This is a genomic window from Lentzea sp. NPDC037011 (genome assembly GCF_055607425.1).
The window spans coordinates 83,727-96,450 of record NZ_JBVJRT010000008.1 but is presented as its reverse complement, the minus strand read 5'-3'; the positions used below and the strand labels follow the sequence as shown (position 1 = coordinate 96,450).

Sequence of the window (12,724 nt, the reverse complement as noted above, 5' to 3'; positions counted from 1 at the left end):
CGCGCAACGTTACCGAATGTGGGTGAGCAGCTCCTGAGCAGCTCCACGTGACCGTTCGTCGCCCAAGTCCAGCAAATCCGCCGCGGCAACGGATTTCGGCACGTACGGCGCGCCGAACACCATCTCCTCGACAGACCGGGGCAGCCCTCCAGGAAGGACACGCACAGTCACATTCGGCTTCGGCGAATCCCAACTGCTGCCCCTCATGCGCGCAAGCGCGTCGAACGCCTCGACAGAGGTCAGCAGCTCCGCGTGCGGCTCGTCCGCCGAGACCAGCGCGGCCCCGTGGTGGTTCGCGGCTCGGACGCCGCCGATCGCGACGCCCGGCAACTCCTCGGCACGACGAAGAACGTTCGCCAGCATGCGCGCACAGCGGACGTCCGCACGCCTGGCCAGCAATCGGGGCCAGTCGCTCAGGGGTCGCTGCGCATAGCGCTTCACGCGAACCAGTTCCGAAGGGGACAGCCAGTCCACGTGCGCACCTGACGCGTGAGCGAGCACGGCCCAAGCGATCCGCGGCGACCACGGTTGTCCGCGCTGCGGCTTCTCGACGTACAGCCGCCGGTGGACCGCGTCAGCGTCGACCAGCAGGTCGCGCCCGGGTTTGACGGCGTTCAGCCGTCCTGCTGCCACCAGGTCCCGGACCTGCGCAGCGGACACCCCGAGCCGTTGGGCCGCTTCGGCGACCGAAAGCCATCCGACCAAGCTCATCCGCTGTCCTCCGATTTACAGTATACCCCGCATTAGGTGGGGGTTACTGTAAAAACGCAGGTGAGGGAACTGCTCACCCCGCACGGGGGATGTGCAGGGGCCCGAGGGCCAGTATCGCCCTGAACTCCTTCGGCGGCACCGGCCGGGAGAACAGCCACCCCTGGTACGCGTCCACCCCGACCCCGCGCAGCACGTGGAACTGCGTCGCCGTCTCCACGCCCTCGGCCACGCACTTGCGCCCCATCGCCCGCGCCATGTCGACGACCGCGCGTGCGACGGCGAAGTCGGAGGAGTCGTTGCCCACGCCGGAGACGAAGCGGCGGTCCACCTTGATGATCTGGGCCGGCAGGTCCTTCAGGCGTGCCAGCGACGAGTAGCCGGTGCCGAAGTCGTCCACCGCGAACTGGACGCCGCGCTGCACCAGCTCGTCCATCGACTGGCGGACCCGCGAGGGCAGGTCGACCAGTGCGGTCTCGACCAGTTCCAGCACGACCCGGTCCCACGGCACGCCGGACTCGAGGATCGCGGTCGACACGATGTCGACGAACTCGGGGTCACCGGGCACCAGGCCGGCGAGGTTCACGGCCACCGACACCGGGCGGCCGTCGGGTGCGGGCCAGGTCGCGGCCTCCTTCAGCGCGGTGCGGAGCACCCAGCGGTCGAGCTCGCGCATCAGGTCGCCCTGTTCGGCGACCGGCAGGAACACGTCGGGTGGCAGCAGGCCGCGGTCGGGGTGCGGCCAGCGGACGAGGGCCTCGGCGGTCAGGACCGAGCCGTCGACGCCGACGACCGGCTGGTAGTGCAGTGCGAGGCCGTCGTGCTGCAGTGCCTCGCGCAGCTGGCCCTCCAGGTGCACCTGGCGGTCGGCGGAGGCGATCAGCGCGGCGGAGGCGAGGGACACGCGACCGGCGCCGTTGCGCTTGGCCTCGAACATCGCCGCGTCCGCGAAACGCAGCAGGTCCGCGCCGTTCGCGCGGGAACCGTTCGGCACCGCGGCGCCGATGGAGGCGGACACGCGGACGAGCTGGCCGTGCACGGGGACCGCGGTCCGCAACAGGGACGCCACGCGGGTCGCCAGTGCGTCGACACCGCCCACGGCGTCGATGTCCTCACAGATGATCACGTACTCGTCGCCGGACAACCGCGCGGCCGTGCACCCGTCCGGAAGGCCGCCCTCCAGCCTGCGCGCCAAGGCGACCAGCAGCTCGTCGCCGGCGTCGTGGCCGAGGGAGTCGTTGACGCGCTTGAAGTTGTCGATGTCGCAGAAGAAGACGGCGACCTTCGACCGGCCGGGGCCGTCCAGGAGCCGGCCGAGGATCTCCTTCACCAGCGCGCGGTTCGGCAGGCCGGTCAGCTCGTCGTGGGTGGCCTGGTGGCGCAGGGCCTCGGCGGCGCGGCGGCGTTCGGTGATGTCGAGGAACACGATCAGCCAGAAGCGGCGGCCGTCGTCCTGCACGGACAACGCGATGTGCAGCTCGCAGTACACCTTCTCGCCGTCGGGGCGGACGAGGATGCGCTGCGGGATCTTCTGCGTGCGCTCGGCGGCCCACTGCAGGCCGGGCGAGGTGTCCTCGGGGTGCGTGAGCTGCTCCGCGGTCATGCCGCGCAGCTGTTCCAGCTCCATGCCGAGCAGGTCGCACAACGCGTCGTTGGCGTCCACGAGCCGTTCGCCCTCGTCGAACAGGCCGATGCCCACCGGCGTCACGGACACGAGGTCGGTGAAGCGCTGCGAGGAACGCTTCATGCGCGCCTCGGCGGCACGCTGCTCGGTGACGTCCTGGGCGGTGCCGACGGCGAGCTGCTGGCCGTGGTTGTCGCGGACGATCATGCCGTGGCAGCGGAAGACGCGGGTCTGGCCGTCGTGGCGCACGAGCCGGTGCTCGCACTGGACGGGCACCTCGTCGCGGGCGAGCTGGCGCCACAGGTCGTCGACCCAGCCGCGGTCCTCCGGGTGGATCAGGTCGAGGTAGGTCTCGTAACGGCTGCTGGCGTCCTCGGGCAGGCCGTAGAGCTCGCGCAGCATGTCCGACCACACCGTCTCGTCGGTGGCCGGGTTCCACTCCCACGTGCCCAGCCGTGCCGCCTGCTGGGCATCGGCCAATCTTCGGCGGTCGTCGCGCAGCTGGCGTTCCAGCGCGCGGGCCTCGGTGACGTCCTGGATGGTGCCGTGGAAGCGCTCGATCCGGCCGAACGAGGAGATCTCCGCGCGAGCGCGGCAGATGTAGACGCGGTCGCCGGACTCGCTGCGGACCTCGACCTCCACCGGGTCGTTGTCCTGCGCGTGCAGCAGCCGGTGGCGCAGGTCGGTGACGGCCTGGCGGTCGTCCGGGTGCACGCCGCAGAGCAGGTCGTCGTCCGGTGTCATGCCCAGCTCGGCGTACATCTCCAGCAGCACCTCGCTGCGGTGCACGGCGCGGGTGCCGGTCTCGTAGGCCCAGCTGCCGATCCTGGCGATGCGCTGGGCCTCCAGCAGCCGTGCGCGTTCCTGGGCGAGATCGGTGGCCGCGCGCTTCGACTCGGTGATGTCGCGGATGTAGCCGGTGATCTTGTCGAGCCTGCCGTCGGTGAGCCGCGCCTCGGCCACGCCGCGGATCCACCGCAGCTGGCCGTCCGGGCGGACGATCCGGTACTCGATGTCTATCGGGTCGCCGGTGATCTCGCGGCCGTGCCAGTACGACTCGACCATGTCGTAGTCGTCGGGGTGCACGACGTCGAGCACGGCCTGCGCGCCGGGGACGACCTTGCCGCGGGTGATGCCGAGCAGCTCGTAGTGGGTGTCCGACCACACCGTCAGACCGGTCTCGGGGTCGTACTCCCACGACCCGAGCTGGGCGACCCGCTGGACCTTGCGCAGCCGCCGCTGTTCGTCACGCAGCGCGTCCGCCGCCGCGGAGAGGTCGGACACGTCGATCAGGAGGACGGCCTGCAGCCCGGTGCCGGGAACCGCGTGCCGGGCCACCCGCACGGGCAGCAGCGTGCCGTCCGCGCGGGACAGCCGGAGGTCGGAGGAGTTGCCCAGCAGCAGTTCGCCCAGCGGGTGCCCGACGAGGTCGTCGGCCCCCTGCGCGCCGGCCAGCCCGACGGCGGCCGGGTTCGCCCGTATGACGACGCCCTTGGTGTCGACCAGCAACGACGGCGCGTCGGGCAGGGTCAGCCCGTCCAGCGTCACCGGCGGCTTCTCCGCCTCCTGAGCAGCCGCCGATCTGGCACGGCCGTTCACCACCGTCGCGCGTCCCACCCACTTGGGCACCGGCCCACCCTCTCCCGCATTAGCCGCCCGCGGCAATTCGGGTGGGCACGACAACGGCACCCGAACGGCGGCAAACACGAACCCTCTCCCCGGGTGAACACCCGAGGAGAGGGACGGTAGCGCTTCGGAGCGTCATCGCCCACCCCTGCACGGGTTAACGAAAAGCCACGTTCGTGGTTCCGCTCAACCGCGTGATGCACAAAGGTGGCAAATACGCGCGCCGCTCCGCGGTGGTGTTCGCCGAGATCAGACCACGCCGTCGGCCTTCGCGGCCACCGCGACGGCCGCGGCGACCTCGGGACCGACCCGCGGGTCGAGCGCGGACGGAACAATTCGGTCTGGGCCCAAATCATCTTTCGCGACCGCCAGAATGGCGTCGGCCGCGGCGAGTTTCATGCCCTCGGTGATCCGGCGCGCGCCCGCGTCCAATGCGCCGCGGAAGATGCCGGGGAACGCGAGCACGTTGTTGATCTGGTTGGGGAAGTCGCTGCGGCCGGTCGCGACGATCGCGGCGTGCCGTGCGGCGACCTCCGGGTGCACCTCGGGGTCCGGGTTGGAGAGCGCGAACACGATCGAGCCGCTCGCCATGCTCGCGATCAGGTCCTCCGGCACCTTCGACGACGAGACGCCGATGAAGACGTCCGCGCCGCGCAGGGCCACGTCGATGCCGCCGTCGAGGCCGGAGGTGTTGGTGAGCGCCGCGATCTCCTCCTTGACGGGGTTGAGACCGGCCCTGCCCGTGCGGACGATGCCGCGCGAGTCGAGCAGCGTGATGTCACCGGCGCCGGCGGCGATGAGGATCTTGGCGATGGCGATGCCGGCGGCACCCGCACCGGAGATGACCACCCGTTGGTCGCCGATGCCCTTGCCGAGGACCTCGTTCGCGCCGTTGAGCGCGGCCAGCGACACCACGGCGGTGCCGTGCTGGTCGTCGTGCATGACCGGGCAGTCGAGCGCCTCGACCAGCTTCCGCTCCAGCTCGAAGCAGCGCGGTGCGGAGACGTCCTCCAGGTTGACCGCGCCGAACGACGGGCGCAGTCGCACGAGCGTCTCGACGATCTCGTCCACGTCGGTCGTGTTGAGCACGAGCGGGATGGAGTCGAGGCCGCCGAAGGTCTTGAACAGCGCCGACTTGCCCTCCATGACGGGCAGCGACGCGCTGGGGCCGATGTCGCCGAGGCCGAGCACGGCGGTGCCGTCGCTCACGACGACGACCAGCCGGTGCGCCCAGGTGTACCGGGCGGCGAGGCTCGCGTCCTGCGCGATCGCCCTGCTCACCCGAGCGACACCGGGGGTGTACGCGATGGACAGCGCTTTGGGGTCAGCGAGCGAGGCGGTCGCGCCCACCTCGAGCTTCCCGCCCAGGTGCGCGGTGAAGATCTCCTCGTCCGTCAGCTGCGTCAGATCGGAGTTCTCGGTACGGGCTTCGTTCACTGCTGTCACGGCGTCCCTCCTGCGGTGCGGGCGGCGTAGTGGCCCCTCTAGCTGTGGGCTCATCACCAAACGGCGCACCGGCCCAGCGTTGTCACACCGGGTACACGGGGCCTGGAAACTCGGTCGACGTCCTCCGACGAGTTGCGTCCGGGAACAGTCCGAGTGCTGCGGGTGGAGCGAAGTGTGGCAGGACCGGACCGACCTGTCTGCGGCGGGGATCACACTTTTTCCGCAGGTCAGAGGGCATGTAGCAAGACGTCCGTCCGGTTTTCTGCACCGACCGGTCGGTTTATGCAGGCAGGAAGCACCCGATCGGTCAAGAAAACATGACGCCTTAGAGTGACGGCATGCAGGCGAGTTCGCTGAAAATCGACGGCGCTTTCGAGTTCACGCCCCGGACCTTCCCCGACGACCGCGGCGTGTTCGTCTCGCCGTACCAGGAGGCGGCGTTCGTCGAGGCGGTCGGCCACCCGCTGCGGGTCGCCCAGACCAACCACAGCGTCTCGCGCGCCGGGACGATCCGCGGCATCCACTACGCGGACGTCCCGCCCTCCCAGGCGAAGTACGTGTTCTGCCCGCGCGGCTCGTTCATCGACGTGGTCGTCGACATCCGGGTGGGCTCGCCGACGTTCGCCCAGTTCGACGCGGTGCTGGTGACGGCGCAGAAGTGCAACGCCGTCTACCTGGCGGAGGGCCTCGGCCACGCGATGATCGCGCTGGAGGACGACACGACCATGAACTACCTGTGCTCCACCCCGTACAACCCCTCCGGCGAACACGGCCTCACCCCGCTCGACCCGGCCCTCGACCTGCCGTGGCCGCGCGAGATCGAGTTCCTGCTCTCGGAGAAGGACACCGCCGCCCCGACCCTGGCCGAGGCCTACGAGGCCGGCGTCCTCCCCCGCTACGAGGACTGCGTGGCCCTGTACGCGTCCCTCAAAGCCTGAACCGCGGCCGCGGCCACAACCGCGCCCTGACGACCCCGAGCACCTCGGCCGGCCCGAGCTGCCCGGAGTCCGTGCTGGCGAACGGGTTGTCCCCCACCACGTGCCACCCGCCGTCCACCAGGTGGGAGGCGCGCTTGACCGACAGCTGACCGGGCCGCTGCGCCCACCTGACCAGCACGACGTCGCCGGCCCTGGGCCGCGCACCCCAGCTGACCAGCACGACGTCCTCACTGCGCAGCGCTGGTGCCATCGACGGTCCGCGGACGAGCACGGTGGAAAGGCGCGGTCTCAACGATCACCCTTCGGTCAGCCGGAGTAGGGTCCTACTTGTCGGAGCATCCACTGTTTTCACTCTGGGAGGAACGATGCGACTCGTGTCGCGCATTCTCCGCCCGCGCGTCGAAGCCACCGCGCACTGCGACCTGCCCTGCGGCGTCTACGACCCCGCGCAGGCCCGCATCGAGGCCGAGTCCGTCAAGGCGGTCCAGGAGAAGTACCAGGCCAACGAGGACCCGGAGTTCCGGGAGCGCGCCGTCCTGATCAAGGAGCAGCGCAGCGAGCTCGTCAAGCACCACCTGTGGGTGCTGTGGACGGACTACTTCAAGCCGCCGCACTTCGAGAAGTACCCCGAGCTGCACGACCTCTTCAACCGCGCCACCAAGGCGGCGGGTGCGTCGGGCACCAAGGGCTCGATGGACCCGGCGACGGGGCAGCAGCTGCTGGACCTGATCGCGCAGATCGACAAGATCTTCTGGGAGACCAAGCAGGGCTGATTCCCTCAGCCTTGTGAACGACGCTGGCCTGCGAATTCGTTCGCGGGCCAGCGTCGTTTTGCGTCTGCGGGTTGTTCAACGACCTATGCGCCCCAGAGCCGAGCGCCAGGAGGTCATTCTCCCCTGTTGTCGGCGTCGCGTTCGTTCTGCCGCAGCTTGTTCCACGTCGACGTGAGCTCGGCCCGGATGCGCGCGACGCGCACCCCGAAGGCCTCGCGGATCTCCCGGGCATCCACCTCGTCGGGCTCGCCGTGGTCGTGGGGCTCGGAGGTCATGGCGAGCGGGGTACCTCGAACGGAGACTCCCCCAAACGTGGTCGCGGCCACTCCTTAGGATCGAACAGGTGAGCACCCACCTCTACCTGCTGCGCCACGGCCAGACCGAGTGGTCCGAGAGCGGCAGGCACACGGGACGCACCGACATCGAGCTGACGCCCGAGGGCGAGCAGCAGGCACGCAGGGCGGGCGCCACGCTCGCCCGGCTCAGAGCGACGGACCAGGCGCCCGCGCTCGTGCTGACGAGCCCGCGGCAACGCGCCACCAGGACGGCGGAGCTGGCCGGACTGGAGATCACGGCGACGACCGAGGACCTGGCCGAGTGGGACTACGGCGACTACGAGGGCATCACCACGCCGCAGATCCGCGAGCGCGTGCCGGGCTGGACCGTGTGGACGCACCCGATGCCCGGCGGCGAGACGCACGCGGAGGTGCAGGAGCGGGCCCGCAAGGTGCTCGCCGAGGTGCGCCGCGTCCTGCCCGGTGGTGACGTGGTGCTGGTCGGCCACGGCCACTTCAGCCGCGTGCTGATCGCCGCGTGGCTGGGGCTGGCGCCCGACCAGGGCGTCCACTTCGGACTGGACCCGGCCGGCACCTGCCAGCTGGGCGACGAGCGGGGCGACCCGCAGGTGCGCAGGCTCAACGTGCCTGCCTGGGAGGTGTGATGATCCGCAGGGTGGAAGCGCGCGACGTCGACGCGGTCGTGCGGCTGGTGCACGAGCTCGCGCTCTACGAACGGGCGCCGGAGCAGTGCCACCTCACGGCCGAGCAGCTGCGGACGGCGCTGTTCGGCGAGCACCCCGCGCTGTTCGGGCACGTGGCCGAAGTGGACGGTCAGGTCGTCGGCATGGCGTTGTGGTTCCTCAACTTCTCGACGTGGGACGGCGTTCACGGCATCTACCTCGAAGACCTCTACGTCACGCCGGAGCAGCGCGGCAAGGGCTTCGGCAAGCAGCTGCTGGAGGTGCTCGCGCGGGAATGCGTCGAGCGCGGGTACACCCGGCTGCAGTGGTGGGTGCTCAACTGGAACGAGCCGTCGATCGGGTTCTACAAGTCGCTGGGTGCCGTCCCGATGGACGAGTGGACGGTGATGCGGGTGGCCGATCACGCGCTGCGGGAGCTCGGCGCTGCACGCTGAAGGTTGACGGAAGGTCTCGAAAGGCTCACGAAACGGGAATTCCACTGAGGACCGGTGCTCGGTGCTGGCAGCGTCCCGCGTCGCCGATCCCCGGCAAATCCTGGAAGGACCTACCGTGTACGAAGACTCCGGCTCGAGCACCGGCTCCCTGATCTTCAGCCTCGTGTTCGCGGTGCTCGTCATCGCCGGCATGTGGGCGACGTTCAGCAAGGCCGGCAAGCCCGGCTGGGCCGCCATCATCCCGATCTACAACATCTACGTCTGGCTGAAGGTCGCCGGCCGTCCGGGCTGGTGGCTGATCCTGATGATCATCCCGCTCGTCAACCTCGTGATCTCGATCATCGTGTCGCTCGACATCGCGAAGTCGTTCGGCAAGAGCGGCGTGTTCGGGTTCTTCGGGCTGTGGCTGTTCGGCTTCATCGGCTACCCGATGCTCGGCTTCGGCAGCGCGCAGTACCAGGGCCCGGCCGCGGCCGGCGGCGCCTACCGGGGCTGACGCGGCAGCAAACGACCAGGCCGGGCCCACCTCTGGGGCCCGGCCTTCGCCGTTCCCGCCGGAGGAGGAGCCGCGCGCCGTGACGAGCTTCTGGGTCGAGCGCTACCTGCTCGTCAGTCCCGGATGAGCGCGACGGCACCGTAGGTCGACGCGTCGGCCGCCGCCGAACCGCCGGGCAGCTCACCGTCGGCCCGCCAGTGCGCGGCGAGCACGAGGCCCGGTTCGAGCAGTTCCAGGCCGCAGACGAACTCCTCGACGTCCTGCTTCGTGCGCGGCACGAGGGGCGTCTGCAGGCCGTCCGCCAGGGTCACGAGCTTGTCGACGAGCTCGGGTTCCACATCGCGGGTCAGGTGGGTCAGCGCCAGCACGCTCCCCCCGCTCACCGCGGCCCGGTAGCGCGCGACGACACCGGTGGGGTCCTCGTGGACGTACGGGAGGATGCCGATCATCAGGACGGCCACCGGCTTCTCGAAGTCGAGCAGGCGGCGGGTCTCCCGGTCGCGCAGCACGGCGCCGACGTCGCAGATGTCGGCCTGGACGATGGCGGCGTTGAGGTTCTCGCGCAGCATCGTGCGGGAGTGGGCGACGGCGACCGGGTCGCGGTCCACGTACACGACGTGGCACGCGGGGTCGACGGCCTGGGCCACCTCGTGGACGTTGCCGACGGTCGGGATGCCGCTGCCGAGGTCGAGGAACTGGCGGATGCCGAGGTCCTCGGCGCAGAAGCGCACCACCCGGCGGGAGAACGACCTGATCGTGCGGGCCATCTCGGCGATGGGGAACTGCTTGATCGTCTCCTCGGCGAGAGCCCGGTCAACCGCGAAGTTGTGGGCGCCGCCGAGGTAGTAGTCGAAGAGGCGCGCCTCGTTGGGTCGTTCGGAACTGCTGCCTGTCGTCACCCGCTGCGGGCCGTCCTGCACTGCGCACCTCACCCTGCTCCCGAGCGGCGCGAACGCTGGCAGCACGGTAGCTGGCTACTCCGTTCGTGTCCATCCACCATTCGTGAACACGCTCGGTGACATACGCACGTGCTTCCACGTGACACGCGGGAGCCCCGCGTTCCCCTGAGAGGAACGCGGAGCCCCCGCGTTACTTCGGGATCAGACGCCCGCGTACTGGCGGATCCAGGAGCGGTACACGCCGACGTGGGTGTAGTTGGACCGCGTCGAGCGGTCCGACGTCGAGGCGACACCGACCTGCTTGCCGTTGGAGAACATCGGGCCACCCGAGTCACCGCCGGCGGCGATGCCGTCGACGCGGGTCACGGCCACCGCGGTGCCACCGCGGTAGTCACGACCGTTGACCGACGTCACGCGGGTGTTCGCGACCTTGAGGTAGCGCGACTGGCAGTTGATCTCCGGCTGGTTGGTGCAGGTGGCACCCCAGCCGTAGAGCTGCACGGTGTTGCCGTTGGCCACGTCCGACGTCGTGCCGAGCGGCGCGAACGGCGCCGACATCGACGTGCCGACCCGCGCGAGCGCGAGGTCGGCCGACGGGTGCTTGATGATCTGGGTCGCGGTGACCAGCTGGCCACCGGACGTCTGGTCCAGGCTGCCCGCGCGGAACGTGTACGTGCCGCTGCCCGAGACGCAGTGCTCAGCGGTCAGGATCCACTGAGGTGCGATCTTCGTGGCGGAGCAGTTCTCCCGCCCGTTGAAGAACAGGCGGGCGGCGTACGGGAAGTTCTGCGCGTAGCTGCCGCCGATGATCATCGGCGACATGCTCGGCTCTTCCGGCGCGGCCGTGGCCGTCGCCGTCATGGGTGCGAGGGAAAGCGCCGCCAGGAAAGCGCTCGCGATCGCGGTCTTGAAACGCATGGTTGGTCACCTCGTGAGTGCAGGGAGTGGTTAAGCAACCACCGACAGCTTCACCCGACTGCGTGACCGTGACCACCCTCCGTTAGTCGGCTTTGTCTTCTTCGACGCTCGGCAAACCGAGCGCCCACTCCCGGCCGTCGCGGGTGAAGAGCAGGACGAGCACCACGACGCAGTAGATGCCGCCCAGAGATCCGATGAGCGGCTGTTCGGACGGGCCGTAGGCGTACCAGGCGCAGCCCAGGAGCAGCAGCTGCGTGACGATCACGGGCGTGCGGGCGCCGTGCCGGCCGCGGAACAGCATCACGCAGGCGAAGATCACCCCGCCGAACCACAGCACGAGCACACCGGCGGCTCCGAGCACCGGACCTGCGGAGGGAGCGCCCTGCAGCACCCGCAGGACGAGCGCGCCGGCCAGCGCGATGCCGCCGAGCCCCTGGACGAAGGTGAGTGCGGCGGCGGTCCGCACCGCGCGCGGCGGGGCCGGGGTACCGGTAGTCACAGGCGACCTTTCCTCACGTTCTGTACTGGTCACGGATCGTAGGCCACCCGGTTGGAGGGCTCTGCGAGCCCGCCGGGAGGGGGGAAGATCAAGGGGCCTTCAGCGAGCCGGCGGTCGTCCGGGGTGCACTCGCCTGCGGGCTCGGCGCGGTGCGAGCGGAGGGAGATCTACGCCACTTTCGTGAGGCTGGAGTCGCTCCGAGGGAGGACATGCGAACCGCGAGCGGTCACGCATTGTCCTACCCTCAAGTGGTGCGCGCTCTTCTCGTGGTGAACCCCCAGGCGACTACAACGACGCCGGCGGGTCGCGACGTGCTGGCGCACGCACTCGCCTCCGACGTGAAGCTGGAGATCGTCCAGACCTCCTACCGCGGCCACGCGCTCGACGCGGCCGCCCAGGCGGTCAAGGACGGGTTCGACCTGGTCATCGCCCACGGCGGCGACGGCACGGTCAACGAGGTCGTCAACGGCATCCTGCTGCACGGCCCCCGCCCCGACACCCCGATGCTGGGCGTCGTCCCCGGCGGTTCCGCGAACGTCTTCGCGGGCGCGCTGGGCATCCCGCGCGACCCCGTCGAGGCCACGCACGTCCTGCTGCAGGCCATCGAGAACGGCACGACCCGCCGCATCGGCCTCGGCCAGGTCTTCTCCGACGTCATCGGACGTGACGAGGGCCGCTGGTTCACCTTCAACGCGGGCATCGGCCTGGACGCCGACGTCGTGGCCGGTGTCGAGGCCAAGCGCGCCCGCGGCCGCAACGCGAGCCCGGCGCTCTACCTGGCGGTGGCGCTCAAGGCGTACGCGAGGCTCGTGCGCACGCCGGAGCGCTTCACCGTCGAGGTGCCGGACGAGCCGCAGTTCGACGTCGGCATGGTGTTCGTGTCCAACACGGACCCGTGGACGTACTTCGGGGACAACGACATCCACCTGAACCCGAGCACCTCGTTCGACAACGGGCTGGGCCTGTCGGCGCTCACGACATTGCGACCGCCGACCGTTGCGCGCTACATCACACAGGTGCTGGCCACCGGGAACCCGAAGAGCCCGAAACTCGTGCGGCGCGATGACGTCGAATATGTCAAAGTGAAGAGCGAGGAACCCGCCAACCTGCAGGTGGACGGCGACTTCCTCGGCACGACGACCCAGGTGGAGTTCCGAGCGGTTCCCCAGGCGTTGACCGTAGCTGTGTGACGCAGGGCGAACTCGACGGTCCGTGATCGTTCTGTAACCGTCTCGCTACCCATCCGGGATGTAGAGCAATCGAGTGACAGCAGAGCGTGAAACCCCAGGTGAACGCTGTCGATCTTTTGGGTGAGTTCACTCACCGGGTTGGTGCCAACCCCTTGACATCCCAGCCGTTCGTGAAAGCATTCACAAGCACCCCA

General features: G+C 69.7%; 14 protein-coding genes. 6 read left to right on the top strand and 8 right to left on the bottom strand.

What is annotated here, in order from left to right:
- Positions 1-9: 9 nt before the first annotated feature.
- The 3 genes from ACZ7CH_RS25195 to ACZ7CH_RS25185 form a co-directional block, all read right to left on the bottom strand.
- The gene (locus tag ACZ7CH_RS25195) at positions 10-711 is read right to left on the bottom strand and encodes a helix-turn-helix domain-containing protein (protein ID WP_470375039.1); all 702 of its coding nucleotides are present in this window, start codon (positions 709-711) and stop codon (positions 10-12) included.
- A gap of 73 nt (positions 712-784) precedes the next feature.
- Positions 785-3,961 (bottom strand): sensor domain-containing protein, encoded by a 3,177-nt coding sequence (locus ACZ7CH_RS25190; RefSeq protein ID WP_470375038.1) that lies wholly within the window; start codon positions 3,959-3,961, stop codon positions 785-787.
- A gap of 246 nt (positions 3,962-4,207) precedes the next feature.
- The gene (locus ACZ7CH_RS25185) at positions 4,208-5,356 is read right to left on the bottom strand and encodes an NAD(P)-dependent malic enzyme (protein WP_360395666.1); all 1,149 of its coding nucleotides are present in this window, start codon (positions 5,354-5,356) and stop codon (positions 4,208-4,210) included.
- A gap of 386 nt (positions 5,357-5,742) precedes the next feature.
- Here ACZ7CH_RS25185 and ACZ7CH_RS25180 point away from each other — a divergent pair, with 386 nt between their 5' ends.
- A complete protein-coding gene (locus ACZ7CH_RS25180; protein WP_360395155.1) occupies positions 5,743-6,342 on the top strand; it encodes a dTDP-4-dehydrorhamnose 3,5-epimerase family protein in 600 nt (199 codons plus the stop codon).
- Here ACZ7CH_RS25180 and ACZ7CH_RS25175 read toward each other — a convergent pair.
- A complete protein-coding gene (locus ACZ7CH_RS25175) occupies positions 6,332-6,613 on the bottom strand; it encodes a S24 family peptidase (protein ID WP_470375191.1) in 282 nt (93 codons plus the stop codon). The two genes, ACZ7CH_RS25180 and ACZ7CH_RS25175, sit on opposite strands and share 11 nt — an antisense overlap.
- Positions 6,614-6,707: 94 nt before the next feature.
- Here ACZ7CH_RS25175 and sodN point away from each other — a divergent pair, with 94 nt between their 5' ends.
- Positions 6,708-7,115, top strand: coding sequence for a superoxide dismutase, Ni (gene sodN / locus ACZ7CH_RS25170; protein WP_065916284.1), 408 nt, complete (start codon positions 6,708-6,710; stop codon positions 7,113-7,115).
- A gap of 113 nt (positions 7,116-7,228) precedes the next feature.
- Here the strand turns inward: sodN and ACZ7CH_RS25165 are convergent, their stop codons facing one another.
- Positions 7,229-7,390 carry a hypothetical protein gene (locus ACZ7CH_RS25165; RefSeq protein WP_360395152.1) on the bottom strand — a complete coding sequence of 54 codons (162 nt, stop codon included), beginning with the start codon at positions 7,388-7,390 and terminating at the stop codon, positions 7,229-7,231.
- 68 nt (positions 7,391-7,458) lie between these two features.
- On the opposite strand from ACZ7CH_RS25165, the gene ACZ7CH_RS25160 reads away from it, so the two are divergent.
- The 3 genes from ACZ7CH_RS25160 to ACZ7CH_RS25150 all read left to right on the top strand — a co-directional run bounded on the left by ACZ7CH_RS25160 (position 7,459) and on the right by ACZ7CH_RS25150 (position 9,024).
- A complete protein-coding gene (locus ACZ7CH_RS25160) occupies positions 7,459-8,055 on the top strand; it encodes a histidine phosphatase family protein (protein ID WP_360395150.1) in 597 nt (198 codons plus the stop codon).
- Positions 8,055-8,528: a GNAT family N-acetyltransferase gene (locus ACZ7CH_RS25155; RefSeq protein WP_470375037.1), complete on the top strand. Its 474-nt coding sequence runs from the start codon at positions 8,055-8,057 to the stop codon at positions 8,526-8,528. The genes ACZ7CH_RS25160 and ACZ7CH_RS25155 overlap by 1 nt, the downstream gene beginning before the upstream one ends.
- Before the next feature lie 115 nt (positions 8,529-8,643).
- Positions 8,644-9,024 carry a DUF5684 domain-containing protein gene (locus ACZ7CH_RS25150; protein ID WP_360395144.1) on the top strand — a complete coding sequence of 127 codons (381 nt, stop codon included), beginning with the start codon at positions 8,644-8,646 and terminating at the stop codon, positions 9,022-9,024.
- Positions 9,025-9,137: 113 nt separating this feature from the next.
- On the opposite strand, the gene ACZ7CH_RS25145 is transcribed toward ACZ7CH_RS25150, so the two are convergent.
- The 3 genes from ACZ7CH_RS25145 to ACZ7CH_RS25135 all read right to left on the bottom strand — a co-directional run bounded on the left by ACZ7CH_RS25145 (position 9,138) and on the right by ACZ7CH_RS25135 (position 11,340).
- The gene (locus ACZ7CH_RS25145; protein WP_470375036.1) at positions 9,138-9,956 is read right to left on the bottom strand and encodes an SAM-dependent methyltransferase; all 819 of its coding nucleotides are present in this window, start codon (positions 9,954-9,956) and stop codon (positions 9,138-9,140) included.
- Between the two features lie 168 nt (positions 9,957-10,124).
- A complete protein-coding gene (locus ACZ7CH_RS25140; RefSeq protein ID WP_360395140.1) occupies positions 10,125-10,841 on the bottom strand; it encodes a S1 family peptidase in 717 nt (238 codons plus the stop codon).
- An 82-nt stretch (positions 10,842-10,923) separates the two neighbouring features.
- Positions 10,924-11,340: a hypothetical protein gene (locus ACZ7CH_RS25135; protein ID WP_360395138.1), complete on the bottom strand. Its 417-nt coding sequence runs from the start codon at positions 11,338-11,340 to the stop codon at positions 10,924-10,926.
- Between the two features lie 251 nt (positions 11,341-11,591).
- Here ACZ7CH_RS25135 and ACZ7CH_RS25130 point away from each other — a divergent pair, with 251 nt between their 5' ends.
- Complete coding sequence (locus tag ACZ7CH_RS25130; protein ID WP_360395135.1) at positions 11,592-12,530, top strand: diacylglycerol/lipid kinase family protein; 939 nt, start codon at positions 11,592-11,594, stop codon at positions 12,528-12,530.
- Positions 12,531-12,724: the final 194 nt, after the last annotated feature.